The sequence below is a fragment of the Rhizobium sp. P44RR-XXIV genome (assembly GCF_001999485.2).
Taxonomy (GTDB): Bacteria; Pseudomonadota; Alphaproteobacteria; order Rhizobiales; family Rhizobiaceae; genus Rhizobium.
This window is the reverse complement of record NZ_MPVZ02000027.1, coordinates 515,576-539,882: the sequence shown is the minus strand read 5'-3', so window position 1 is coordinate 539,882 and position 24,307 is coordinate 515,576. Positions and strand designations below refer to the sequence as shown.

The 24,307-nt window shown below is 55.6% G+C and carries 24 protein-coding genes and 1 pseudogene; 17 read left to right on the top strand and 8 right to left on the bottom strand.

The window, feature by feature from the left end:
• The first annotated feature begins 326 nt into the window (after positions 1-326).
• The 7 genes from BSK43_RS14830 to BSK43_RS14800 all read left to right on the top strand — a co-directional run bounded on the left by BSK43_RS14830 (position 327) and on the right by BSK43_RS14800 (position 7,628).
• Positions 327-1,403: an extracellular solute-binding protein gene (locus BSK43_RS14830; protein ID WP_077470910.1), complete on the top strand. Its 1,077-nt coding sequence runs from the start codon at positions 327-329 to the stop codon at positions 1,401-1,403.
• The gene (locus BSK43_RS14825; RefSeq protein WP_077470911.1) at positions 1,393-2,307 is read left to right on the top strand and encodes an ABC transporter permease; all 915 of its coding nucleotides are present in this window, start codon (positions 1,393-1,395) and stop codon (positions 2,305-2,307) included. The genes BSK43_RS14830 and BSK43_RS14825 overlap by 11 nt, the downstream gene beginning before the upstream one ends.
• A gap of 12 nt (positions 2,308-2,319) precedes the next feature.
• Positions 2,320-3,099, top strand: a complete 780-nt coding sequence (locus BSK43_RS14820; RefSeq protein WP_077470912.1) for an ABC transporter permease — start codon at positions 2,320-2,322, stop codon at positions 3,097-3,099.
• Positions 3,086-4,132: an ABC transporter ATP-binding protein gene (locus BSK43_RS14815; protein WP_077470913.1), complete on the top strand. Its 1,047-nt coding sequence runs from the start codon at positions 3,086-3,088 to the stop codon at positions 4,130-4,132. The genes BSK43_RS14820 and BSK43_RS14815 overlap by 14 nt, the downstream gene beginning before the upstream one ends.
• Before the next feature lie 4 nt (positions 4,133-4,136).
• On the top strand, positions 4,137-4,730 hold the full coding sequence (locus tag BSK43_RS14810) for an isochorismatase family cysteine hydrolase (protein ID WP_077470914.1): 594 nt from the start codon (positions 4,137-4,139) through the stop codon (positions 4,728-4,730).
• Positions 4,731-4,818: 88 nt separating this feature from the next.
• Positions 4,819-5,265 (top strand): MarR family winged helix-turn-helix transcriptional regulator, encoded by a 447-nt coding sequence (locus tag BSK43_RS14805; protein ID WP_246662613.1) that lies wholly within the window; start codon positions 4,819-4,821, stop codon positions 5,263-5,265.
• A gap of 38 nt (positions 5,266-5,303) precedes the next feature.
• Positions 5,304-7,628 carry a glycoside hydrolase family 3 C-terminal domain-containing protein gene (locus tag BSK43_RS14800; protein WP_077470916.1) on the top strand — a complete coding sequence of 775 codons (2,325 nt, stop codon included), beginning with the start codon at positions 5,304-5,306 and terminating at the stop codon, positions 7,626-7,628.
• A gap of 203 nt (positions 7,629-7,831) precedes the next feature.
• Here the strand turns inward: BSK43_RS14800 and BSK43_RS14795 are convergent, their stop codons facing one another.
• Positions 7,832-8,236 (bottom strand): DUF4112 domain-containing protein, encoded by a 405-nt coding sequence (locus tag BSK43_RS14795; RefSeq protein ID WP_077470917.1) that lies wholly within the window; start codon positions 8,234-8,236, stop codon positions 7,832-7,834.
• A 254-nt stretch (positions 8,237-8,490) separates the two neighbouring features.
• On the opposite strand from BSK43_RS14795, the gene BSK43_RS14790 reads away from it, so the two are divergent.
• The 4 genes from BSK43_RS14790 (at position 8,491) to BSK43_RS14775 (ending at position 10,573) form a co-directional block, all read left to right on the top strand.
• Positions 8,491-8,697 carry a hypothetical protein gene (locus BSK43_RS14790; RefSeq protein WP_077470918.1) on the top strand — a complete coding sequence of 69 codons (207 nt, stop codon included), beginning with the start codon at positions 8,491-8,493 and terminating at the stop codon, positions 8,695-8,697.
• A gap of 2 nt (positions 8,698-8,699) precedes the next feature.
• Positions 8,700-9,257: a hypothetical protein gene (locus tag BSK43_RS14785; protein WP_077470919.1), complete on the top strand. Its 558-nt coding sequence runs from the start codon at positions 8,700-8,702 to the stop codon at positions 9,255-9,257.
• A 219-nt stretch (positions 9,258-9,476) separates the two neighbouring features.
• Positions 9,477-9,791: a hypothetical protein gene (locus BSK43_RS14780; protein ID WP_136686954.1), complete on the top strand. Its 315-nt coding sequence runs from the start codon at positions 9,477-9,479 to the stop codon at positions 9,789-9,791.
• Between the two features lie 227 nt (positions 9,792-10,018).
• Positions 10,019-10,573, top strand: coding sequence for a PH domain-containing protein (locus BSK43_RS14775; RefSeq protein WP_136686953.1), 555 nt, complete (start codon positions 10,019-10,021; stop codon positions 10,571-10,573).
• A 445-nt stretch (positions 10,574-11,018) separates the two neighbouring features.
• Here the strand turns inward: BSK43_RS14775 and BSK43_RS14765 are convergent, their stop codons facing one another.
• From BSK43_RS14765 to BSK43_RS14755, 3 genes and pseudogenes are all read right to left on the bottom strand, one after another.
• Complete coding sequence (locus BSK43_RS14765; protein ID WP_077470923.1) at positions 11,019-11,501, bottom strand: NUDIX hydrolase; 483 nt, start codon at positions 11,499-11,501, stop codon at positions 11,019-11,021.
• 75 nt (positions 11,502-11,576) lie between these two features.
• On the bottom strand, positions 11,577-12,272 hold the full coding sequence (locus tag BSK43_RS14760; RefSeq protein ID WP_077470924.1) for an SDR family oxidoreductase: 696 nt from the start codon (positions 12,270-12,272) through the stop codon (positions 11,577-11,579).
• A gap of 90 nt (positions 12,273-12,362) precedes the next feature.
• Positions 12,363-12,860 (bottom strand): annotated as a pseudogene (locus BSK43_RS14755) (OB-fold nucleic acid binding domain-containing protein); the annotation flags it as partial.
• Positions 12,861-12,945: 85 nt separating this feature from the next.
• Here BSK43_RS14755 and BSK43_RS14750 point away from each other — a divergent pair.
• Positions 12,946-13,308 (top strand): hypothetical protein, encoded by a 363-nt coding sequence (locus BSK43_RS14750; protein WP_136686951.1) that lies wholly within the window; start codon positions 12,946-12,948, stop codon positions 13,306-13,308.
• 106 nt (positions 13,309-13,414) lie between these two features.
• On the opposite strand, the gene BSK43_RS14745 is transcribed toward BSK43_RS14750, so the two are convergent.
• Positions 13,415-15,775, bottom strand: coding sequence for an autotransporter domain-containing protein (locus tag BSK43_RS14745; RefSeq protein WP_169055402.1), 2,361 nt, complete (start codon positions 15,773-15,775; stop codon positions 13,415-13,417).
• 267 nt (positions 15,776-16,042) lie between these two features.
• On the opposite strand from BSK43_RS14745, the gene BSK43_RS14740 reads away from it, so the two are divergent.
• Positions 16,043-17,032, top strand: a complete 990-nt coding sequence (locus tag BSK43_RS14740) for a helix-turn-helix domain-containing protein (RefSeq protein ID WP_077470926.1) — start codon at positions 16,043-16,045, stop codon at positions 17,030-17,032.
• A 75-nt stretch (positions 17,033-17,107) separates the two neighbouring features.
• Here the strand turns inward: BSK43_RS14740 and BSK43_RS14735 are convergent, their stop codons facing one another.
• Both BSK43_RS14735 and BSK43_RS14730 read right to left on the bottom strand, forming a co-directional pair.
• On the bottom strand, positions 17,108-18,259 hold the full coding sequence (locus BSK43_RS14735; protein WP_077470927.1) for an MFS transporter: 1,152 nt from the start codon (positions 18,257-18,259) through the stop codon (positions 17,108-17,110).
• Positions 18,260-18,885: 626 nt separating this feature from the next.
• Positions 18,886-19,494, bottom strand: coding sequence for a PDZ domain-containing protein (locus BSK43_RS14730; RefSeq protein ID WP_246662585.1), 609 nt, complete (start codon positions 19,492-19,494; stop codon positions 18,886-18,888).
• A 732-nt stretch (positions 19,495-20,226) separates the two neighbouring features.
• Here BSK43_RS14730 and BSK43_RS14725 point away from each other — a divergent pair.
• Positions 20,227-20,430, top strand: a complete 204-nt coding sequence (locus BSK43_RS14725; protein WP_077470929.1) for a cold-shock protein — start codon at positions 20,227-20,229, stop codon at positions 20,428-20,430.
• Between the two features lie 441 nt (positions 20,431-20,871).
• Here the strand turns inward: BSK43_RS14725 and BSK43_RS14720 are convergent, their stop codons facing one another.
• Positions 20,872-21,903, bottom strand: a complete 1,032-nt coding sequence (locus tag BSK43_RS14720; protein WP_136686949.1) for a PfkB family carbohydrate kinase — start codon at positions 21,901-21,903, stop codon at positions 20,872-20,874.
• On the opposite strand from BSK43_RS14720, the gene BSK43_RS14715 reads away from it, so the two are divergent.
• The 3 genes from BSK43_RS14715 (at position 21,859) to BSK43_RS14705 (ending at position 23,574) form a co-directional block, all read left to right on the top strand.
• Positions 21,859-22,536, top strand: a complete 678-nt coding sequence (locus BSK43_RS14715; protein ID WP_077471020.1) for a LysR substrate-binding domain-containing protein — start codon at positions 21,859-21,861, stop codon at positions 22,534-22,536. The genes BSK43_RS14720 and BSK43_RS14715 overlap by 45 nt on opposite strands.
• 151 nt (positions 22,537-22,687) lie before the next feature.
• Complete coding sequence (locus tag BSK43_RS14710; protein WP_077470931.1) at positions 22,688-23,035, top strand: hypothetical protein; 348 nt, start codon at positions 22,688-22,690, stop codon at positions 23,033-23,035.
• 110 nt (positions 23,036-23,145) lie between these two features.
• Positions 23,146-23,574: a hypothetical protein gene (locus BSK43_RS14705; protein ID WP_077470932.1), complete on the top strand. Its 429-nt coding sequence runs from the start codon at positions 23,146-23,148 to the stop codon at positions 23,572-23,574.
• The last annotated feature ends 733 nt before the right edge of the window (positions 23,575-24,307 follow it).

Here is a 24,307-nt window from a genome sequence, read left to right as displayed (position 1 = left end):
TACAAATAAGAATGAGTAAAAATACTCGCGTGAATGTAGAGGGTTGAACAAAGAGATACGTATCGACTTGGCAGATGGAAATATCGCTTATTCGACACGTATATCGCGCATACTTGATCATATGATGTAGTGAAGACGAGATGCGACAGCACCTCGCCAATGTTTTGCTGCGTCGATTTGCTCGTTAATTCTCCAGGGTTTTTAGTTTGTATACGAACTAAAATTCCACATGATTGTCTACGGATTGCATCAAAGTCCGCCTGAAGGCAAACCGCCGAATATTGGTGGCGTAAGCTTTAAGGCAAACCATAAAGAGGGGTTTCAGCATGCAGAAAATAACAAGACGCCAGACATTCAAACTGATCTCATCGGCACTTGTCGCCACTGTAGTCTATCCGGCACTTCCCAAGGTGGCGTTTGCGGCCGGACAGATCACCGTTTTGAACTGGCAGGGCTACGGCACCGATGAGGCGTGGTCGGTGAAGGAATTCGAGGAAAAGACCGGCATCAAGGTCGTTCATGACTATTACAGCTCCGAATCCGAAATGCTCACCAAGCTGCGGACAAATCCGGGAACCTATGACCTGGTGGTCCTCAACGCAGCCCGTTGCGCCCAGGCTGTCAGCGAAGATCTGCTGCAGCCGGTCGATTTCTCAAAGGTCCCGAATTCGGCGAACGTAGACAAGAGCCTGCTGGCCAATCCGAACTTCTCGCACGACGGGAAAGGCTACGCCGTGCCATGGCTCTGGGGCATGACCGCCCTTGCTGTTCGTGAAGGCTCGGCAAAACCGGACAGCTACGCGGCCCTGGCAAATGCGACCTACAAGGGACGTGTCGCCATGGACGACGACCCCATCATCAATGTCGGCATCGGCGCCTTGATGACCGGCCAGGACATGAACGACCCCAAGGATCTCGATGCCGTCAAGAATGCGTTGAAGTCCATCAAGCCGAATGTAAAGCTGCTCTGGTCGACAGAGGATCAGTGGAACAAGAGCTTTGCAGCCGGAGAATTCGACCTGTCCGTATTCTGGTCGGGCGGCTCGGTGCGCAGTAAGCGCAATTCGAAGCTTCCAGTCGACTTCGTCGTGCCGAAGGAAGGTCCCGTGGGTTGGGTCGATGGCCTGGGCATTCCTGCCTCCGCCCCGAATGCGGCCGGTGGCCTTGCCTTTGTAAACTGGCTGATCGATCCTGAATTCTATTATGAATGGGCCACGAAGGTCGGGGCGCCGGCATCGGCCAACTCTGCTGCCCTGGCCAAGCTGCCGGATACGGATCTCAGCCGGCAGGTGCACAAGCCAGAATATCTGAAGACGCAGAACATCATGTCCGCCTTGCCGGACGATCGACGCGAAGCCTTCAATAACCTTTGGCAGGAAGTGAAAGCCTTCTATGCTGAATAAGAATATAGACCTAGCGTCTCAGCGCGGATCTTCGGATCCGCGCCCGAGACGTCAATTGCCGCCGTGGCTATCGACCGCCGCATTGCTGCTGCCCACCTACGGTTGGCTGACGCTGGCGGTATTTCTGCCGCTGCTAACGATGCTTGTCTTCTCCTTCATGACCGCGACCCCGATGGGCAACAAGCCCATCGTATTCACGCTCAAGCAGTACCGCGCCTTCATCGATCAGCCTTATCTGCTCGGCATCGGCTTCAATTCGCTGATGATCGGGTTCTGGACGACACTGTCATGCGCCGTACTCGGCTTCCTCGCCGCGCTTGCACTTGCCCGCGCGACCACGGGAAAGGCAAGAGAGACGCTGCTGATCCTTATTCTTCTACCGTTCTGGACCAATGGGCTGGTACGCGTCTTCTCCTGGACCATGGTGCTGCGCGAAAACGGCTTTCTCGACAATCTGCTGCACATGGTCGCTCCGGATGCCGGTTCAATCAGCATTCTCTATACGCGCTATGCGATCGTGGTGGGGTTGGTGCACGGATATCTGCCCTATATGATCCTGACCTGCTACATCGCCCTTATCACCATCGACGACGCGATCATCGAGGCAGCGGCAAGTCTTGGCGCGCGGTGGTGGACCATCCTCTGGAAAATCCTCCTGCCGATGGCGGGTCCGGGCCTGATTTCAGGCGCCATCCTCACATTCGTCCCGGTCATCGGCTCCTTCATGGAACCTCGCATCCTTGGAGGACGCGTCGGCGTTACTATGGGAACCGTGATCGAAGACCAATTTACCCAGGCGTTCAACTGGCCGCTCGGCGCATCGCTTTCCTTTACGTTGCTTGCTGTCGTCCTTGCCATATTCGCAACATTCTCCGGCGTCTTGCGTCGCGGAACGGCAGCATAAGGGAGGTCCATCATGAAACTGCTCGGCCGCACCTATTTGATTGCCGTTCTCGTCTTCCTCTACACACCAATTCTCGTCATGATGGCGATGGGCTTCAATGAGTCCCCGCTTTACGAACTTCCGTTCACGTTTTCGACGCGCTGGTATTCGGCGCTGATGAGCAACACCACCTTGCTGACAGCCGGCGCCAACAGCATCATCATCGCCGTCATCACCGCAGTTCTGGCAACCACGCTTGGGACAATGGCCTCGGTCGCGCTTTCACGCAGCGCTTTTCGCGGCAAGAGCCTGCTGCAACTGCTGCTACTACCGCCCATTGCTATTCCATGGCTCATCACAGGAACAGCCATGTTGATCTTCTTTTACTGGAGCGGCATCGGACGAGGCATGCATGCGCTGATCATCGGCCATGTCGCGCTGGCCATCCCCTATGTCGTCCTCGTGGTCGGGACCGGTTTCAAGACCATCCGCGCCGACCTGGAAGAGGCCGCAATGAGCCTCGGGTCGACGCCGATCCATGCCTTTTTCAGCGTGACGCTGCCCCTGCTCTATCCCAGCATTCTGGGAGCGGCACTCTTTGCATTCGCAGTCTCGCTGGATCAGTTCGTCATTTCCTACTTCCTCGCCACACCAGGCTATTCGACCCTGCCGGTGCAAATCTATGCGGCCATTCGCAAGGGATTCACGCCCGAAATAAACGCCATCTCGACACTGCTCCTGCTCGGTTCGATGGCAGCCATTCTGATTTTCGCGCGCTTTGCCAAACCCGGAGAAAACCGTGACAAACGTTAAAGTCCAATCCGTCGCCAAGAGCTATGGCGCAATGCCCGTTCTAACCGATATCACGACCGAATTCGGCGAAGGTTCCTTTACCAGCCTGCTCGGCCCGTCAGGCTCCGGCAAGACGACATTGCTCCGTATCGTTGCAGGCTTCATCCGCCCGGATCAGGGCGTGGTGATCATCGGCAAGAACGATGTGACGCATGTGCCGGTGTGGGGCCGAAACATCGGCATGATGTTCCAATCCTATGCCCTGTTCCCCCATATGACCGTTGCCCAGAACGTTGCCTTTGGGCTCGAACGGCGTGGCATTCGCGGAGATGCGGCCCGCAAGGAAGTGGAGCGTGCGCTGGAAATGGTGCGTCTGCCGGATTTCGGCAACCGCCTGCCCAAACAGCTCTCCGGTGGTCAGCAACAGCGCGTCGCGCTGGCGCGGGCCATTGTCATCAAACCGAGTGTATTGTTGCTCGACGAGCCGCTCTCGGCTCTCGATCGGCGGCTGCGGCAGGAAATGCAGGTCGAACTTCTGCGTATCCAGCGCGAAAGTGGGCTGACGACCATTTTCGTCACCCATGACCAGGAGGAGGCACTGACGCTTTCCGACAACGTCGCCATTCTCGACAAGGGCCGGATCGTGCAGATCGGTGCGCCGACAACGGTCTACGAGCAGCCGCGTACGAGGTTCGCCGCCGAGTTCCTTGGCGACTCCAACTTCTTGGCAGGTACGGTCGAGGCCGGGGCGGTTCGCCTCGACAACGGCGCCGTCATCCAGACCACAAGCACGCTTCCGGCAACCGGCAGCAAGGTGACACTCGCGGTTCGCCCGGAAAAGATGTCCACCATGGCCGACAAGGGTGTCAACAGCATCGCAGCGCGGATCACCACCGTCATCTATGCCGGCCCGGTGTTGTCCTACATGCTGGAAACTGCCGATGGTCTGGCCCTCAAACTCTTCGCACAGAACCGCGACGGACATCTGTTGCGGCAAGGCGAGACGGTGACCCTGTCGTGGTCTCCCGAACATACTGTAGCGCTTGCGGATTGACGCCATGCAAGGGGCGATCCTCACCTCGAACTTCAGGCATATCGTGATCGATATGCAGCGCCTTTTTGCGGAAGAGACAGCATGGCATACGCCGGCGCTTGCGTCGATCTTGCCGAACGTCGTACGCCTCAGCACAGCTCTGCATTCCCATACGCTTTTCGCCCGCTTCATCGTTCCGCAAACGGCTGAGGTAGCGGAAGGCAGCTGGCGAAGATATTATCAGCGCTGGTCCATGATAACCGGCTCTTCGCATGATCCGTCCCTGCATGAGCTTGTTGAACCGCTGTTGCCGCTCGCGGATCAGACGAACGTGTTCGACAAGCGCGGCTATTCGGTATTTGCGGGCACGGATCTGGATCAGCGCCTCAGGCACCAGCAAGTCGATGCGCTCATTTTTTCAGGCATAGAGTCTGATGTCTGCGTTTATTCGAGCGTGATGGCGGCGATCGACCTTGGTTACAACGTCGTCCTTGCGGCCGATGCCTTGGCCAGCGCGGACGACCACGCCCATAAGACCGTTCTCGACATCCTTGCGCCAAGACTACCAGAGCAGATTTCGGTCCTGTCCACTCAAGCCATTCTCGACAGCTGGACATAAGAAGCTAACTCTTGAAAACGTTGCGCCAAGCAGGTGCAACAACGAGGTGGGGAATATGGATAGGCGAGTGGGTGAGAACAAAGACCGAATGGCAAACACCGCGACCACGGAGGGAGCCGGCACATCAAGCTATGCGCTTGGCGAGCAGATCGGCTTTCTTCTGCGTCAGGCGAACCAAAGACACGTCGCAATCTTCGCGAGCCAGATGGTCGAGAAGCTGACGACAACGCAGTGGGCAGCACTGGTCAAGCTGCGCGACCTTCAGCCCTCTTCGCAGGGCAATCTCGGACGCGAGACGGCGATGGACATGGCCACCATCAAGGGTGTGGTCGACCGGCTGGCGAAACGCGACCTCGTCAAGACCGCCCCGGATCCGACGGATGCCCGCAGGCTCGTACTCACCTTGACGGCGGAAGGCGAGCGCATGATCGATCGCAATCTCGCCGCCGCAGGGGATATTTCGCGGGAGACGCTCGGGCCTCTCACATATGCGGAACGCGTCATGCTGGCCGAATTGCTGCGCAAGATCAGCTGACGCGCCGATGCTTCCGATCCAGCCCGGGACCGCAGACCATGAAAGAACATTTCGAATTGGATAGCGAAACACTGGTCGAACATCTGAGCGACGAGGAGAAGGTGGATCTCGTCAGCGGGCATGGGTTGTGGCGAACTGCGGCCATCGAAAAGCACGGAATCGCGTCGATCGTCATGACCGATGGCACCTATGGCGTCCGATACTCCACCACCCAGATTGAGGCAGACGATAGCGATGAAAGCGATCTGGCAGCATTTCAGGCACTGGTGAACCAGCAGGCCGACGGCATGTTTGGTTCGACGCGGCCCGCCACTTGCTTTCCCAACGGCAATCTCCTCGGCTGCTCCTGGGACGTGGAGCTCGCGATGCGCATGGGCGAAGCTCTGGCGGCGGAATGCCTGAGTATGGGCGTGCGCCTATTGCTCGGGCCTGGCATCAACACCCGGCGTACGCCGCTTGCCGGTCGCGCTTACGAATATTATTCCGAAGATCCAGTCATTAACGGCGAGCTGGCCGCCGCCCTGATCAATGCATTGCAGGCTCGCGGCATCGGCGCCTCGCTCAAGCATTTTGCGTGCAACAATTCGGAGCTCGACCGCACGACCATGAGTTCGGACGTGGACGAAAGGGCACTTCGTGAAATCTATCTTGCGGGCTTCGAGCGCGCGATCGCCAAGAGCAATCCATGGACGGTGATGAGCGCCTATAATCCGATAAACGGAGTGCAAGCCTCGGAGCACGCCTGGCTTCTGACAAGCGTGTTGCGTCGGGAATGGGATTACGAAGGTGTTGTTATCTCCGACTGGCATGCCATCAAGGATCGCGTGGCGTCGATCGCCGCCGGCTGTGATCTCGACATGCCGGAGAGCAAACCACGCAAACGAAGGCTATTGACGGCGCTAAAAGCCGGGCGCGTCGATCGCGCGAGGTTGGATGACGCCTGCCGGCGCGTGCTCGATCTGGCTCGAAAATGTTCTGCGATACAGTTGCCTACTCCCGTCGATCTGGAGACCCACCATCAGCTCGCCCGGCAGATCGCAGCGGAATCGATCGTGCTTCTCAGAAATCGCGATGATGTCCTTCCTCTTGATCCAGCCCGACTGCAACGGATCGTCGTCATCGGCGACGGTGCGATCCGCCCCCAGATCCAGGGGTCCGGGTCTGCGACCACCAATCCCTATCGCGTCGATCTGCCCCTTGAGTGCATGAGAGCGCGATGTCGGGCATCGCTCCGTGTGGATCATGTTCGGTCTCCGCCCACCACAACGGGGCAAGACGCTGAAGCGGCGGCTGATATTCTATCCGACTGCGTTGGCGCCGACATCGTCATCGTCTTCGCGGAGAACGTCAAGAACCGCAGCGGTGAAGGGAACGATCGTGACAGCCTCCTACTGGAACCTTGGCAGAATACGACTATCGCCACGCTTAACGCCGCAGGCCACAAGGTGGTTGTGGTGCTGTCAATGCCGGATGCCGTCGCCATGCCCTGGCTGAACGATGTCGATGCCGTGCTTGCCGCCTTCTACCCCGGCCAGGGTGGCGGCGAAGCCATCGCGCAGCTCATCTTTGGGGAACGGAACCCTTGCGGCAAGCTCAGTACGACAATGCCGTTGCGCATCGAGGACATTCCGGGCTGGCACAGCTATCCTGGCGAAAACCGTCATCATGTCTACAGCGAAGGCATATTCGTCGGCTACCGCTTCTACGACCACAAGAAGATCGAACCGTTATTCCCCTTTGGCCACGGACTGACCTATACCCAATTCTCCTACGACGCGCTGTCGCTGGATCGTCAGGATATAGGCGCGGATGACGTTTGCCATGTCTCGTTCACCCTTCGCAATTCCGGAGCACGCCAGGGCAAGGAAATTGTCCAGCTCTACGTCCGGCCCATTGAGCCCGACCTGGCGCGGCCCGTGCGAGAGCTGAAAGCCTTTGCGAAAATCGATCTAGAGCCAGGAGAAATGAAGGTCGTTGCACTGGTGCTTTCGCGCAGAGACTTCTGTCATTACGACCCCGCCGAACAATGTTGGGTTCTGCGTGCCAAAGCCTTTGTTATCGAAGTCGGCGCATCCTCGCGCGACATTCGGCTGACAGGTGAGTTGACCGGCCGATCAGATGCCAAGCCGGCACGAAAGCCATCAGCCGCCTCAACACCCGCTGAAGTGCTATCAGACCCCCGCGCCGAGCGAGCACTGCGCAACCTATTGGCCGATAAGCTTGGTCTTTCGACACAAGAGACCGAAAACATTATCGAAAAGATAAGCGGCTCGTTTCTTGGCATCTACGACACGATCAGCTGGTATCTTGGCGACAAGCTTCAAGAAGAAGACATTGCGGACCTACTCGCCAATTTACACTGAAGAATCGACAGTTGAATATCCGCTTCGTGCGGAGCTAAACTTCCCAACCTGGCACTCGATTTTATCTCGAGCTTTTCGACGGGTGACAAATGCTGGCGTTGAGTGGATTCGAACTCATGACCCCTTCGGATATTGTGACATATCTGAGATCAACCTTTACCGCCCCGTTGGTGCCGCGCAGCGACAACTCGGAGGTGCCGAATTCAAATGCGCGTTTTGGCGAGATCATCACGGGTCAACCCGAAATGATCGAGCACGATATCGACGTTGCGTTTGTTTGCCTTGAAATAGACGTCGAACAAATCGCCGAGGATCGGCGCGCTGCCACCGAATGTGTCGATGCCAACGTTGAGCAGCATGCCAAGCAGCTTTTCCTTGGGCAATCCAAGTCGCCTTGCCTCGTTGACGAGCACCAGGCTGATAGCCGCCCCCGCCGCGTCGCCTAGTCCCGGAGCCAGCCCCAATATGGAGTCCGCTCCAAATCGAATACGGGTGAAGGGGATCGTGACCGCGGTGTCCATGAAGGTTGCGACCGCTGCGATTCGCCGGAGACGGCGATTGCGGTCGAAGGTATCATCGTAGCCGTAATAGGCGGATGCCGTTGCCATTGCCAGAACTCCGATAGTTGAAACGGCCGATCAGCGTCACCGCGGAACCTCTGTTGGTTCGAATTAGCCGGGCGTTGCCAATGCTCCCGCTGGTAAATGGGGTCACGGCCGGGCTAGTTCAATTCGACAAGGCTCCGGCTTGACTCTTCCTGAAAATGAGAACATTCATAGAACAAACAAGGCCACTCGGCCTCAGTTTACTGAAAATCTGACAAAGACGACCGCCTTCAATTGGCGGAACGGAGACGTGTGCCGTGAAGACGACCGAATACACGATGACCGAGCGCGATGCGAAAATATTCAACGATCTCGTCGCATTCCTTGGAGAAGATGTGTTTGACGAGCGGCAGGGCGACGGCGCCACCCGCAAGTCCGAAGCATTCCTGAGGATGATTTGGGATGCCAGGAGCGTCCTGGAGGAACTCGGTGCCCGCGATGGCGCCAGATCGCAAGGAGAATGACAATGGCAAATGCGATTTCTCTTGAAGAAACCTATGACGACGAGCCGAGCCCGAAGGCTGGAACCCTGACCATCAGCGGCAGTGACGCAATCGCCTTGGACAATTTTGTAAGGCACGTCAGCATTCGCTGCTATGACGAGCGCTTCGACGGTGGTGGTAAGAAATCACGCGACCTGAGTTTGCAGCTGGAGCGCATGCGCGAAATCCTGGATACGCTGCTCGACTATCCGGAGATCGAACAATCCTACTATTGGATCAACGCTCAAGATATGCAGGCGGATGAGGCCGCCCCGGATCTGTTGGCGGCAGTAGCAGATCGATCAGGTATCCATTTTCACCAAGTCGGCCTTTACCTTGCTCCGGACAGCATTCCGTCAGGCACACTGCAGCTCGCAGTCGACGACCAAGCTGGCGAGACCTGCGGGATAGTCACCATGCCGATGTGGCCAACGACATTGGTCAGCGAACCGACTTGGACGAAGAACGGGGCAACGCTTGATGACACCATAGACACTTTTACCGCCTCGATTCCCTTAAACCTCCAGGAGAACCAGCCTTGATGGCTGACAGGCCATCATAGCGTCATGCCAGATCGACGGTCAGAAATGATCTAACTAATTCGTCGACCGCTTTCATCTGGTTCGAGAAGACGGGAATTTTGTCCAACACCAACGCACTCGGCCCTTCGCAAGGCGGGGATCAGCGGGACAATTCGGCTTGACAAGGCCTGACCGCCGCGCAACTTTGACGCGACGAATTCTTGCGATTCTAGGAATAATATGAGCACCACGACAGACTTTATTGCCGAGTTGGTGCGGGCCGCAAATGAGGTCGAGAAGCTGTCATCCTACGAGGTCAGCAGGATGCTCGACAGATCGGTGAATACAATTCGGGAGCTTAGGCACGAACTTGGTATCGTTCCAGTGCAAGGTAGGGATGCGCTGACTTACATCAGTACGGTTTCAGCAGGAGCCGCACAGGTTCCGAATGAAGAGTGGTACCACGGACTTCTACATGCCGCCGAAATGATCCGCGACCTCCATATCGTGCGCGATACCGGTACTGAGTTTCGAATTTCCGAAGTTGAGTCTTGAGCGCCATATCGGTCTTGATAGTAGTGCTTGGATTGAGTTCGCTAACAACTGGACGGCATACAGCGCAGTGATACCTATGCATCGGCAGCCGAAGTCGGGAAATGGCTAACAGACGCTTAGGTTGGCAAAGCAGAGTTCCGCGACTGGCCTCGTTGTAAATTTCGTTGGTATTGGAAACGTTATTGTGAGCTTGCAAGAGCAATCGTGTCCGCGCTGGGGGATGCCGTGTGACGAGACCACCTTGGAATATCCAAGACGCAATTGAGGCGGAACTGCAACCCGGTGAAATGGTGAGATGGACCGGTAAGCCAACGTTCATTCCGATGCTCACGCGTAGCGGCATGACGCTTGTGATTGGCGGTATGTTCGTAGGGATCGGCATTCAACCAGTTTTGCCGGTTGTTCAGTCGATATGGCTTGGAGAACCTCCGAGCGACGTCTGGCCGGCGTTGTTTTCAGGCATTTTCGTTATTTTCGGTTTTGTGGCTGTTGCCAAAGCCTTTTTGGACGCAATTGCGACTTCGCGGACCACTTATGCGGTTACAAACAGACGCGTGCTTATTGTCTCCAACCTGCTTCGAAAACGCGTTCTGACCGTTGGGCCTGCTGGTATCAACGCTGTCGAAACCACCGAGAAATTCGATGGTTCAGGGACGGTCGTGTTTCGTCGGGAAGTCTCTAAAGATCCTGAGGGCGATTCCATCTCCAAGTTGGCTTTCGTCGGTATCAGTGATGCCGCCAATGCGGCTCGCGAGATCGAGACACTCAGAGTAAGCGCATAGGAAGTTTTCATCGAAAGTCGCCTGATTGCCGCTAGTCGGAGGCCTTTCGACGCGGCGCCAATGACAGTTCGGACCGGATTGCAAAGGATGTGGTGGGCTACACATCTTTTAGGCGTTTGTGATATTCGATTGCCAAAACCGGCAAATCAGTCCACCTTTTCAATATGCCTGATATCGTACGACCCTTCGTAACTGACGATGATCCTGACCGCCATCTACGCTGCCAGGATGCGCTTCAGGCGGCTTTTAAGGATCTGGTGAGCGCGGCGATCTCCGTAGGCTGGTCGGAACGCGAGGTTTTGGTGGCGATTGCTGACCTGGTAGATCATCAGGTCCTCTCGCTCGAGGCCAACGACCACACCGACGCCCTGGTCACACTATTGAAGCGAATGACCTAGCCAATCTTCTAGGCCGTGCGACCAGCATGCCTCAATATCGGCATCGCCTACACGAAGCCACCAGCTTCCAGGGTGATCAACAGGCCCTTCAACTCTGGCTCATTGACACGTCGCGCGGCCTCCAAAGGAGACATCCATTCAAGAGTGCGCTCTTTATATTCGGGGAATTTTTCGCAGACCTTGTCGACGGACAGCAGGTGAACTTCCACCATGGCAGGCGTCTTGGTACCATCAGGTAGGGTCTTTAGATATGTATAATAGCCGGCGGCCTTCTTCCTGGCCTTGCCCTTCACGCCTGCTTCTTCCCATGCTTCACGCTCGGCCACTTCATGCGGCTTCAGTCCCTTGATCGGCCAGCCCTTAGGAATAGTCCAACGGCGCGTCTCGCGGGTCGTCACAAGCAAGATTTCAAGGGCACCTTGGTGGTCGGAGCGAAAGCAAAGGGCACCGAATTGGTCGAACACCTCCCCGCGAAGCAGCACCTCCGCATGTCCGGCCAATCTTGATAGATGGGTTTCGCCCTTGCCCATGAGTTCATCCTATTAGGAAACCAGTATGTAGGCCACGCTGAGTCTCGGCAAGAGACCATTGATGCCGCAGATACCTCAATCAATTGCGGCGAAGGCGTTATCTAGTTTTTCGACGACCTCAACTCGTGCGGGATTTCTTAGGATCTTCGCATATTTGTATTTGAAGGGCCCGCTGGAGAGGGCGACTATTTGTTCGGCCGTCCAAATAGGGTCCAGCATGGTGCTAGTGTCCTCGTCTGTTTCCCTCCAGAAAGCCGTTCGAATGCCGGAAGGTGCGACTACAAGCACCTTCCCAAATCCTAGATCGCGGACCAGCGACGCGCCAAGCATGGCTAGGCCTGCCTTCGTCGCTGCGTAGGCGGGCTCTTGCGGCCTCGGAGTATATCCGGAACTGGACGTGATGAGCATCAGCTTCAACGGTGTGGGAGCCAAAGGTTTCAACCTCGCCGCCAGCATCATGGGAGCAATAAGGCCCACATTGGCCATGGTCAGAAGGGCTGCATCAGGCAGTACATCGATCGAGCCGCGCTGCAGAAACCCCGCGGCATAGACCAGCGTATGCACATTTTTGAACGCAGCGACGAGGCCATCGATCCCTTTAGCCAAGTTATCTGTCGAAGTGGTAATTGGGAGTCGAAAGAACTGCGCGCCAGGCAGACTAGGATCATTGCGGCCTGTGATGCAGACACGGTGTCCTTCGCCTACATAGTGCCGTGCCAACTCAAGGCCGATACCCGAGCTTGCTCCAACAATCAGGATGTTCTTCTTCATCGAAATGCCTGCCGATTGGCTGATCAGAAATAAGCCAGGGCACCATAGACAACAGTATAATATTCGCAAAGGGCCGAGGGCAACCTTCGCCTAATGAAAATTCCGGCTCTTCACCTTGAGCGTATCAATGTGCAGATCAGGCACATAGATCTCACGGACCTTCATGATAGCTCGCTCTCTCGAGTCAGGTGAACCGGGCGTCCCATGCGCAAATTCGTCGCCGCGACCGGTCGGTAGCTTGAAGGTTTCATCGCGATCGGCAAGACCTGTGAGATCGCTTGTCAGATCGAACAGCTGCTGGGCGATCAGATGCACGACCTCCCCTTCCCTCTGGATACGGCCATTGATCGCCATCATCGAGGATCCGAGCACGATGCGCCGCCGGCGCTCAAAGAGGGTCGGCCAGACGACGACATTGGCAGGCCCCGTGTCGTCCTCGACAGTCAGAAACATGACGCCGTTGGCCGAGCCCGGTTTCTGGCGCACAAGCACGAGACCTGATGTCATCAGCCATCGGCCATCAGGCGCCGACATGGCCTCCTCACAGGTAACGATATTGCGGGTGGTTAGATCTTTGCGCAGGAAGGCATCCTCGAAACTGTCTTCGATACCAATGGCTTCGACATCGCGGCGCAGTGTCATTAGCACTCTCGCATTTCGATCGGCCAGGCGCATGACGCCCGAAATCTTCGCCGACTCCTCGGTCGCGCTCTCAAAATTTGCATGGCGCCTAAAACGGCTAAAACCCTTTTGGCAAGGACGCCGTGTTGAATTCCATGTGAAATTCACCCAACTTGCCATTTCGCGACTACCCGCAGATGGCTCAAAATTTCGAACGATTTCAAACACTTGTCTCGACCTAATTGGGTCAGCGTCAAACGGAAAAGCGGGTCAAACCATGGTGGAATTCAACAACCGCACCTTCTTCTCGCTCGCTGCCCTCAACACGGCGATCGCCGAATTACTCGAGGAGCTGACCAATCGAGCCAGGAGGATGAAGGTCGCCCTTGTTGCGATAACAGCAGCAAAAGTGTAGGCGGAACACCCGAAATTAGCAACAACGGGAGGTGAGCAGCCACCTTCCGTTGTTTCCAGTTTTGTAATAATTTCATCGTGCAAAGCACGATTTTCTGGGTTGAAATTTAGAAATTCACCTTCCAGCCAGAGCGAAGCCATACGCGCGGATCGCCGCCTTCAGTCGAGGCATTGACCATCAGCGAGGCAGTACCGCCACTGACGGCAAATTCGGTGCCGAGACCACCACGGACCCACCATTGCTTGAGATTCTGACCCGGCAGATCGACAGATGACAGGCCGATAATTTCTGCGCTTGCGGCTGACGAGCGGTTTTCAAAGCGGTGGGCCACTTCCGTACGTGCCAGAAGGTTGACGTTTTCCGTGATCGGGTGAACGTAGTCGGCACCCAGGCGCGCAATCGTCGCATGGTCGTTCATTTCGTCATATGAAACAGGGAAAGAACCTCCGTTTTCGGTATAGGCATCGACCGTGGTGTTTGCGCGGGACAAACCGATATAGGGGGTGATTGCGGTATCAGCGATGGTGGCTGCGTTCAACCAGTCGAGACGGAGCTTGCCGCCCCAAGTCTGCGTGTCCGTGTTGCCATCGGAAAAGTCAATTGACGAGCCATTGAGATAACCGCGGTGGATATCGATTTTACCCAGAGCGTAGTAACCACCGAGCGTCACATAGAAATTACCACCAATATTTGCGCTAACTTCAGGGGACACATAAAAGCCCTTGAAATTGAAGTCGCCACCGCCGGTGAGATCTTGCTTGGTGTAAGTGCCGCCAATGGCAAGGCGCCCGGTCACCCCATCTGCGATACCGTAACCCAGACCGAACTCACCGAGTGCAAACCCGCCATCGGCGGTATGGCTCTTGTCATAGCCAGAGTCCACCGTGCCCCATGCGGAGCGCTGACCGGCGTTGAGAAGGTTGCGCATCGGGCTGCCCTCAGCTCCAAACATGGCCGTGTTGGCGTAGTTGAGCTGAGTGTTACTGGGTAGGATGGCAGCGCTCTGAACGGTTGGAACGAACTGGTCGACAAGCATGATGCCTGTACCGCCCGAGCCCGTGCCAGTCGAGCCTGTGCCCGTGGAGCCTGTACCGGCCGAGCCCGTGTCCGTGGAGCCCGTGCCGGTAGAGCCGGGGTCAGTAGAGCCGGTCTCAGCAGGTTTGACACGGGCATAATAGAACTTACCATCATATGTGGTGCCGGCAACGACACTGCCGTCACTGGAAACCGCCACGGCAGTCCGAGTAACATCCGACGCCAATGTCACGCCATTGTTTCTCAACCAGTCGTCGACCGTGATCGTATTGGTGGCGGCCGTCCAGCGGAATCCATGAAATTTTTCAGGGTTGTCGTTGCCAATGCTTGCAGTGCTGGCTTGCCCAACTATGACATTGCCATCGGCACTGACAGCATACGCACGGTTGTAGCGCCCACCAAGCGTTCCAAGTTGCTCCATTGCGCCCGTAACTCCGTCGTTACCAGCATGCCATCGATAGGCCCGTTCATAATAGCCGCCGCTCTCGGGAGACACGGAAACATAGCCCACGATCGTATTGCCATCGCGGCTCAGCGCACCAAAATTGATATTCTTACTGTCATTCGGATTCCCGGTGTCGAGGGTGCCGATATCGACCATGTTGCCTGCCTGCGTCCAGCGAAAAACTCTGGAGGTTTCTTCTTCGCTGGAAGACGAGTAACCTGCCACGACGCTGCCATTTCTGCTTACCGCAACCGCCTGAGAAGAATCATCACCGTCGAGCACTCCCAGGTCCGTCATCTGGCCATTAACCGGCCAGCGGAATGCGTGCACCTCCCCGGAATTTAGGGATGACTGGCCTACGACCGTGGTTCCATCACCACTGATGGCCATCCCAAGCGATTGGATTCCACCTAACGTGCCAATATCCAAAAGACTATTTGTGGACGTGGACCAGTAAAATGCGTGCACGGCAGCGTTACCTGTAAGATATGAAGCACCGGTCAACGCACTTCCATCATCGCTGACACCAATGGCCACCGCATAGGTTCCACCAAGCGTTCCCAGATCCTCCATACCTGAAGCCGTTATGCGAGCCGCATGCGTTACTTCGGAAGACATGGTGGAACCGACATACACGGATCCATCATAATTGATCGCGCGCGCTTGAACATCTTGCGTCGCAACAAGAGCGGAACCCTCGGAGTTCCGCCAAACGTAAGGCACCCATCTTCCAGCACTAAGATCGTAGTTATTGACCAACAGTGAGGAGCCGTCACCGCTTAGGCCGACAAAGGAACTACCATTCGTATTCGGCGGCGCGAACATGTCGAAAGTGACGACTGAATTGCTTTGCGCCACAGATGCGGGTTCGGCGGCGACGGCGAATGTGGAAGATGCGAGAGCCAGCACGAGAAAAGACGTTGTATTGAACAGCATTTTCATATGCTTTGTGTTGCCGGAACGGTGTGTGTCTAACGTCTTGTTCATGCTGCCTATGCCCCCCATCGCCACGCCCAGTCTCATTTTAAAACAGCGCGGATATTGAAATCTGGCGAATGGGTACCAGCGGGCTTATTTGTCGAACATGCCTGAGCGTCCGAATTAATCGTCTGGACGTCCAGAAAGGGGTTTGTTACGGTATTTTTAGAGTATAACTGACTAATGTGACTTTCATGTCATATTTTATACTTCTTAAATAGGCACCAAATAATACACTTGGCTTGCTTTAGCATGGCCATTCCACATGGTTAAGAAATGACGTCTTTCGTTTTCGACAGTTCGGACTTGCATCGGGATCAGGGTTTCGATGCTTACAGGGCGCTCTACGCTGGCGGGTCGGATGTGGAAACCAGCGGGATCGATTTTTACGCCCACGTCGAGGCAAAGCGTCTCGGTAAACTCGTCATGTTCGATCGCCACCTAAACGGGGTTACCCACGAGCGATCCTTGCGCCGTGCCGGTGTTGACGGTTTTGAGCATTTCGTCTTGCAGCTCAATCTTTCAGGACAGCTTTTGGTGGAGACGCCCAGCGATAGAACTTCGGTTCGTGCCGGTGAAATCATTCTTTTCGACATGACCAAGCCTCAACACACGACGCTGGTGGACTGCCATTATCTGACGTTTTCCTTAGCGCCCGACATCCTGGCGACCCTCGACAACAATGTGGACGGTCTGCACGGCTTCATTCTTGACGGGCAGAAATCCGCTATCCTCGCAGATGTGATGGCTTCGCTCATGCGCAGGAATCTTCTGAACGAGCCGGTTATTGCCAGACGTGTTACGCAGATGTTCCGGCAGGCATTGGCGCTTGCGCTAGAATCGGAGGAACAATCCCGCCCCCGGGATGCCAGCGAGGCCATGGAGCGTGTCAAGCTGCTGGTGAACGCCCATCTTGCCGAACGGGAACTTTCACCTGAATGGATCGCCAAAAAAGCCAATCTTTCGCGCACCCGTCTTTATGAACTCTTCAAGCCCGCTGGCGGCATATCAAGATATTTACAGAAAACCAGGGCAGCGAAGTTGCGGCAGTTACTCACAAGGCCGGAAATGGCGCGTTTCAGCGTCAGCACGCTCTGTCATCAGGCCGGTTTTGCTAGTGAAAGCCACGCAATCCGCACGTTTTCCGAATTTTTCTCTATGTCCCCCGGACAATATCGCCGTCAACTGGGTGATGTTAGTCCGAACAACGATACCGAATCCTCTTCGGATTTCGATGGCTGGATCAGGGCGTTGAATGCCGCTTAATGAAGCAAAATGAGGAGAAGCCGGGCAGCGGATGACGCATTTGCCTGAGCGTGGCCTTTTGACTTCAACCCCTGTTCATGTCTTTCGGCTCTTTACGGATAGCTCATAGATTATGTAAGCGCTCATAAGTCCGTGAACAGCCATCATATAATAGAAAAAAGAGGCTTGCCCCTCGCTTTGCATGACGGCGGAAACTATCAACGGTCCCAGCGCGCCGCCGATGGATACGAAAAACAACAGTGTCGACGCAAGCATCACGTAGTCACGTTTTTCGGCACGATCATTCCCGTGTGCGGCGCACAGCGCGTATATGGGGAAACTGAAAGCACCGAATATAACAGTTCCGGCTATATTTCGAACTTCGTTCGTACCGGCAAAAGTGGCGAGAAACATTTCTGTCGCAGCTGCGCCGATCGCCGTGCAAAGAATAACTGCGACGCGGTTGGAGCGATCCGAAAACACGCCGAGCGGATATTGCAATATCAATCCGCCTATAATGCCTGCACTCATGAAATTAGCGATCTCGGCTGGCGTCAGCCCGATTGAATGCGCATAGACCGGCCCGGTTGAGCGGAACGTGGTAACTGTAAGGCCAACAGCAATTGCCCCTAGCACCGCAATAGGACTAGTATGCCAAGCACGCACGAAATTGAACCTCAACTCCATTGTGCTCGCCCGGCCGGAGGTTTTTATAAATGAAATCGGGACCAGCGATATAAGGATGGCAACCGATATGATGAAGAAAACCGCCGGACCATCCACCTCGACAGAAGGGATGACCTGCTGTGCAAGTGCGACTGTACCGAGGCTGATAAGCCGATAAATGGACAAAGCACGCGCTCTGTAAGAGTTGCTGACATTTGCATTGATCTCGCTCTCTATTACCGCGAGCAGGCTTGCATAAGCAAAGCCGGACAGAAAGCGAATGACGATCCAGGCGCTTGGCTCATCCGTCAGGACCATTGATGCCGTCAGGATCGAGGCGACAACGGCCAGCAGCGTGAGCGCCCGCTTCTGGGCCATTCCGAAAAAGAGCCGTGAAACGCAAAGACAACCCAATGCAAATCCTACACTGTATACGGCGCTCATGACGCCGATAACTGTAGCCGGAAAGCCCTCATGCGCCCCTCGAACAGCAACGAACGTTAACTGCAATCCATGCGCACCTATGATGATGCCAGCTGTCGTAAAAATAGGAAGTAGTGGTTTAACGTGGTTCGAAGCCATAATTGCCTGTAGAGTTGCGCTAAGCGCTGAATTGCCAGCTTGTCGAATATCACCTCGATTTGACCATTTCGATTTTCGGGTGCCCCAACTCGAGCGAAGGAAAGCGAGCTATTGCAATAAATTGGGGGGAGTTGCACGGGTCACCCCAAAGTGCCCTATTTGACCATTCTATGGGGGAAATCAACACTCAGGGTAAAGGCCAGTGCGACGGTCGCTGCAGTCGATTTCAAGGATCTCATTTGTCTCAATCCCAAGTGAAGATTGAGGTCGATAGGAACGCCTGAAAGGTGCGTCTCACCCCAGTTGCAGTAGGTATTGGTCATTGAAAGCTATTCCCTTGATTATTGTGCGAAACAGCGGAAACCCACAGAGCCCCGAACAGCCCGTTTAGAAATCCTCTGGTCACACGCTGCCTATCGGATTGAACGCATGTCGCTCCGAGCTAAATTCCGGGCCGAAGATGAAGCAACATCATCTGGCTCCAGACCCGTCCGATCACAACTTTGCTTGACCATCCCAACCTGGTTCGAACAAGCGCTGTCGTTCACCTTACGCAACGTGCTCGGCCCAAATTCATACGGCACGGCCAAGAAATAGCCGAGCCGCAAAGTTTCGGCGGATGCTTCTCAGTCGCCATCCGAGCTGTCGTCGCCAGCATCATCCGACGTGTCGCTATCCTCGCTTGCCTCCTCAGCAGTCTCTGCGTCGTTGGCGCTTTCGTCCTGCTTCAACTCCTCTTCGACCGTGGTTTCCTCGCTTTCATAGGAAGATTCGATTTCGGATGTTTCTTCAGAGACAAACTCCGAATATGAGAAAGAGCTGTCAGTCGTCTCGCTTTCCCAGGTCGACACTTCCGTTACAGAGATTGCTTCATTGTACTCTTCCTGGGTTACAACGGTCGTCACCTCGACGGTCGCTCCGCCGCGGTAAAGATCCATAGCGACGTTCGAGTTACCTGCTTTGAGGCCACGTTCAACCGCGGCGTCCACGTCGACAGGCTTGTGGACCTTGTGACCGTGGATCTCCGAAATGATATCGCCGGGTTTGATTCCCTGTTTGTCGGCAACACCGCCCGGCTTGACCGACAGGACGAAGACGCCGTGCTCGCCTTTCTTCAGTTTGAACTTCTTTATGACAGCTTTGTCGATTGGCAACAGCAAGGCATCGAGTGCCTTTGAGATCTGTGGCGCCGGTAGGGCATGAGCAGACGTCGCAGCAAATGCGGTGGAATTCACTGTTATGGTCGCAGCGATATGGGCGAAGATGACGATCGCGCGCGTTGCACGGTAAAGATTTTTCAAAATACGTTCCCCCGAAGCAGCAAGAGAAAATCTCAGGCTGTACTTTCTATTTCAGACAACATCTGAGTCGGCAACAATAAATTAAATATTCTCTCCCGCCTTTATAGATAATAATTAACGCTACATTTGGATTCTCACAAAAAATACACCTTCTATTCTAAACGTTTCACTGATAAGCAACTATAGATGGAGTTGATTACGGAACAATCTTCGATAGTGCTTTAGCGTTATGGCAACACTTAAGCGAGTGTGCTCCCGCCTCTATACGGAGTGACCTGTTTCACTGTGCCGCGTTGCTGACCAAATGAAAATCCGACACAAGGCGGGCAGTGCTACTGACTATCCCTTCGCGTTTATTTTCCTTGCCACTTTAGCATGCTCCCGCGCGAACGAAGAAAAGCAAAGTATCCCAATAAATTAGAAGTATCTGTGTGGGTCACTATAAATTGCGCGGGGGTTCATCTATTGCGACAGAATGTCGACAACGGCGTTTGCGGCGCCACCCTGTGTTTTGAAGTGGTCATTAAAAGCATCGAAAAATTTCAGGAAGCGATAGACTAAACAAAATGCCCGGAAATTCCGGTAATTTCGATTGATAGGCATGCCGATCACGCTATAGAAAATCTGTCGAGAGCGAACGGCTATGGAAATCAAAAAGGAAACATCATGCCTACAGGTACCGTGAAATTTTTCAACGAAGACAAAGGATTTGGCTTCATCACTCCGTCGAATGGCGGTCAGGATGTCTTCGTTCACGTGTCGTCCTTGCAGCGCGGCGGCTCTCTCAGAGAGGGCGACCAGGTTAGCTTCGAGGTCGGTCAGGACCGCAAGACCGGCAAATCGAAAGCCGAGAACGTCAGCGTGCTGTAACGACTTGCACGCGACAGCCTGGCTACGAGTGAACAGGCTGTCGCCTTTGTCGGCATATATGCCATATGCAAACACGTGATACGCGGCACGCTCGGGTGAAGGAGACCCAAGCCAACAGTGGCGAGTGTAAAGATTTGTGTATCTCGCCTATCGAGATTTGACAGAAGCCTAAATGGTAGCTCCTGAGCACCAAAGCTACTGGAGCAACGATAGCGCTCTTGAAGGGATGTGAAGCGCTGGTTCCCAGCTACCAACTTCGGTACGCCCTAAGGCAAAGAAAAATAGCTCCTGCCCATGCAATCACACTGCTGGGGTTCTAGCCGCCGTCCCGCCACCAGGGATGTGTGGACCACTACCTAGAAAGTTAGCCATATGTGCGGTAGGATCACTCCTTGACGGAAATCAACAGCATGCTGCCAAAGCGCTAAGGGTCCCAACACCTCATCCTCTCCCAACTGATTGATCCGAAATCAGCCTCTCAACGTTTTCCATCGTCGGTAACGCGGTCCGTGCGCCGACTGCCGACACGGCGATGCTTGCTGCTGCGCAAGCAAAAGCAAGGGTGTCCTCAAGGGTGCGGCCTTTGAAGCACGCTGCTAAGAAGGCGCCGTTGAAACAGTCGCCCGCACCTGTCGCATCGACCATTTTCACCGGAAAGGCCGGATGCTTGGCCCATGCAGTGCGGCTGCAGGCAATAGCCCCGGCCGCGCCCATGGTGACGACGATCAATTGCGGGCCTTTGTCCAGAAGCGGACGAATGGCTTCGACGGCGATCTCTGCGTCTGAGGTGGCGCGAAATCCGCCTTCATTCATGAAGACAATGTCAGAGCATTCCAGCAGGGCATCGAGACGCGCGCGGGTTGGCGCGACGGCCGCCTCGATATCGATGGCGACTGCAACGCCGTGGGCATGCGCCAAGGCAGTGACCTGCAGGAACTCAGCGAGGTCATAGGGTATGGCGTAGAGCAGCCTGCTTTGCTGGAGCGCCGCCGAGAGCGCCACCTCGTCCACCGGCTCGCCGGACATCGGCGCATAGACGAGTGCCTTTTCGCCGGAGGCGTCGACGATGATCGTTGCTGCCGCCGTCTGCTGCTCGACGACGCGCAGGAATGCATTCGACACGCCGGTCTCGTCGTTGGCCGTTAAAAGCATCCTGCCGTCGGCATCGTTGCCGACGCGTCCATAACCTGCAACACGAGCGCCCAGACGGCTCGTCGCACAGGCAACATTGGCCGCCGTACCGCCGGCAAATGTGCCAAGGCGGCGGCCAAGCAGCTTTTCGTCGACCAAGGGCACACTCGCGGTCTCGAAGACATAGTCGATGTTCGGATCCCCATAGGCGAGCACATCGAAAGTACGGTCAAGCCAACCGCGGCGGGCGAATTGATGCTGACGGCGGGAGGTCGATAGACGCGAGAGTTCGAGCGATTGAGTAGTCAGATCGATGATCTGGTCGGCCTGCGGCGCGGCCATGTTTGCATCGCGATCATCGATGCACTCGCCAAGGGGTTCATAGCCACAGTCGTTCGAAACGTCAGGCGGGAATTCCCCGGCATCACCATCGAGTTGAAGGTGCTCAACAATGTCGACGTCCAAGGCGTCGTCCAGCGTGGCGAAGTCGATTTCGGGCTGATGCTTGCACCTCAGACATCGAAGGACATCATCGTCCAGAACCATCGTGACATTGTGCTGGGTGTTATCACGCAGCCAGATCATCAACTCGCCTCAATGCCCGGCATCCGTTTCAGCCGATGCGTCGAATATCCCATCGTCGCACCCGCGGAGCCGTTGGCTCTTTGTGATCAGGTCAATGCGCTACAAGCTGCAACGGGCATCGTACTTTCGCCCGCCATCAGCTCGGACAACATCCAGATGATCAAGTCGTTGGTCATCGATGGTGCAGGAGTGGGCATTCTCACGTCCCTTGATGTCATAGAAGAGGTGCGACTGGGAGAACTTGCCTTCGTACCATTGGAGGATGGTATTCTGAGGCCGATACCACTTGCTCTCTGCGTCGGGCAGGCGCGGCAGCTTTCGCACGCCGCCCGCCTACTTCTCGATCGCGTCGAGCAGGCACTCCTTCAGCGTGCCTTTCCGGCAGCCTGAAACACTGGTTGTTGAGGTTCACAACGTTCTGACCCGTATTTTCATTTGACGGCGACCCATTCGATCGGCGCGAACCCGTTGACCAATTTGCTACATCGAAGTCGGTAGAGGGTCACGGCGAAATGTAATATTGGGTGAATTCGCGACACAAATGAACACCCGGTATGGCGAAGGATGCGAGCGCCTGCTGGCCGAGAAATATCTCGTGCTGGGCGACAAGCAGTATCTGGAAAGTGCCTTGCAAAAGGCGATCGAGACGTTCCAGCACCAGCGGGAGGAAGCCGAGGCGAGGAACAAGACTTCGCTTCCCGATCTGCCTTTCGGCGGCGGTAAAACGACCATCGGCACGATGCCGTTTCACTATTCCGTCGACTCCTCCGGCACGTACACCGTCACCAAGGGGCGGTTCGCCAGCTTCACCTTCGTCTCATATCCGGAACTCAAAGAGTTCTATGTGAGGGAAAAGGCGAAAGCGACGGGCAAGCCGCTCGTCGGCTGAGGCAATTCCGAACCACGTGAGGATAACAGATTCCCTTCCATACCAACCTGCGGGCTGTTGCCCTTGTCACCGCCATGCTCGTGCCACCTAGCAGCGCCGGAGCTCAAGACATGCTAGATGCAGCGCACTCCGATCCCGAGTTTCTGGTGGCGTGCCGCAGCATCCTGCCGGAACTCGGACAGCACCATGCCATCGGACTGAAGGCAACGAACGTCGAGGTCGATGCCAACGTCCTGATCGTCCGTTTCGGCACGCGCGTTCCCAATACGCCTCTCGATTACGTCCTCTACTCCATGTGGACGCAACTGCCGCCGCGCGAGCAGGCGGCCAAAGACCGGCTGTGGATGGTCAACCGGCCCGCCACGATGCCCGCGAAGCCGGCAGGCTACGGGCCGCTGCTGGTGTCCGATCTCTATGACGACGATGGTAAGGGGAACTGTCGCAACCTGACCAAGGGCCACAGCATCGAAATGCTGCTCGACGTGAAGGACAGCCTGCCGCCTCCGGTGGCGGCGCGATTGATTGAGTTGCGGCGATGAGCCCAAACCCTGTCACGACCGCGTGGCAGCGGCGGTGACAGGGCCGTCGCTGGCATCTGGGGGAATGACAGCGATCGCGGTGAGCCATATTAGGAACCGTGGCGGCTGCGACTCACGAGCTTCCTATGATTGGTGGCGACCGCCGACATGCACGATAATGTCCTTTATTATGCATAGGGAGATAACAGGTGGCAGAAATTCGGCCAAGTGAAACGAAGCGGAAATATCCGGGTCCGAAAGATTGGGTTGAAGATTGGAGCCACTTCTCCGCTGGCGTCGCAGCCCTGTTCTTTCTGTTCACCCTGAACTTGACGGTGTGGGGCTGGCTACATTGGAAAGATGATGGGGCTTGGCTCGTTACAAAGGCCCTATATGCAGTCTGAACTGTCGCCGTGCCCTTCTGGTTTTTTGCCGAGGTCGTCTGGGGTGTCAACGAAGACGCCAAAGAGGATGAACGAGCTAAAGCGATGGCCCGACTGAAAGTCTTGCAGGATGCGGCCCGACCGGTGTGGGAAGGTTGCGCGGCTGCATTGGCAGTCATGTTGATTAAAGCTGCATCAATACTTCACTGATGGATTCAATACCGGACCGACGTGAAGAAAAATTATCGTCGCCTAACATCAGCGACCCAGCTTTTCCTTGCGATCGAGTGTCAACTTTTATGCCAAAAAGGACTGGGACTTTGACTGAGAAAGCAACCCAAGTCCCGAGCTAACCGTCGAGGATCGCGCCC

Bases quoted from the DNA above. Each gene is read 5' to 3' on its own strand.
- BSK43_RS14830 (WP_077470910.1), top strand. From the start codon at position 327: ATGCAGAAAATAACAAGACGCCAGACATTCAAACTGATCTCATCGGCA.
- BSK43_RS14825 (WP_077470911.1), top strand. From the start codon at position 1,393: ATGCTGAATAAGAATATAGACCTAGCGTCTCAGCGCGGATCTTCGGAT.
- BSK43_RS14820 (WP_077470912.1), top strand. From the start codon at position 2,320: ATGAAACTGCTCGGCCGCACCTATTTGATTGCCGTTCTCGTCTTCCTC.
- BSK43_RS14810 (WP_077470914.1), top strand. From the start codon at position 4,137: ATGCAAGGGGCGATCCTCACCTCGAACTTCAGGCATATCGTGATCGAT.
- BSK43_RS14805 (WP_246662613.1), top strand. From the start codon at position 4,819: ATGGCAAACACCGCGACCACGGAGGGAGCCGGCACATCAAGCTATGCG.
- BSK43_RS14800 (WP_077470916.1), top strand. From the start codon at position 5,304: ATGAAAGAACATTTCGAATTGGATAGCGAAACACTGGTCGAACATCTG.
- BSK43_RS14795 (WP_077470917.1), bottom strand. From the start codon at position 8,236: ATGGCAACGGCATCCGCCTATTACGGCTACGATGATACCTTCGACCGC.
- BSK43_RS14785 (WP_077470919.1), top strand. From the start codon at position 8,700: ATGGCAAATGCGATTTCTCTTGAAGAAACCTATGACGACGAGCCGAGC.
- BSK43_RS14780 (WP_136686954.1), top strand. From the start codon at position 9,477: ATGAGCACCACGACAGACTTTATTGCCGAGTTGGTGCGGGCCGCAAAT.
- BSK43_RS14765 (WP_077470923.1), bottom strand. From the start codon at position 11,501: ATGGGCAAGGGCGAAACCCATCTATCAAGATTGGCCGGACATGCGGAG.
- BSK43_RS14760 (WP_077470924.1), bottom strand. From the start codon at position 12,272: ATGAAGAAGAACATCCTGATTGTTGGAGCAAGCTCGGGTATCGGCCTT.
- BSK43_RS14750 (WP_136686951.1), top strand. From the start codon at position 12,946: ATGACGCCCGAAATCTTCGCCGACTCCTCGGTCGCGCTCTCAAAATTT.
- BSK43_RS14745 (WP_169055402.1), bottom strand. From the start codon at position 15,775: ATGAACAAGACGTTAGACACACACCGTTCCGGCAACACAAAGCATATG.
- BSK43_RS14740 (WP_077470926.1), top strand. From the start codon at position 16,043: ATGACGTCTTTCGTTTTCGACAGTTCGGACTTGCATCGGGATCAGGGT.
- BSK43_RS14735 (WP_077470927.1), bottom strand. From the start codon at position 18,259: ATGGCTTCGAACCACGTTAAACCACTACTTCCTATTTTTACGACAGCT.
- BSK43_RS14725 (WP_077470929.1), top strand. From the start codon at position 20,227: ATGCCTACAGGTACCGTGAAATTTTTCAACGAAGACAAAGGATTTGGC.
- BSK43_RS14720 (WP_136686949.1), bottom strand. From the start codon at position 21,903: ATGGCCGCGCCGCAGGCCGACCAGATCATCGATCTGACTACTCAATCG.
- BSK43_RS14710 (WP_077470931.1), top strand. From the start codon at position 22,688: ATGAACACCCGGTATGGCGAAGGATGCGAGCGCCTGCTGGCCGAGAAA.
- BSK43_RS14705 (WP_077470932.1), top strand. From the start codon at position 23,146: ATGCTAGATGCAGCGCACTCCGATCCCGAGTTTCTGGTGGCGTGCCGC.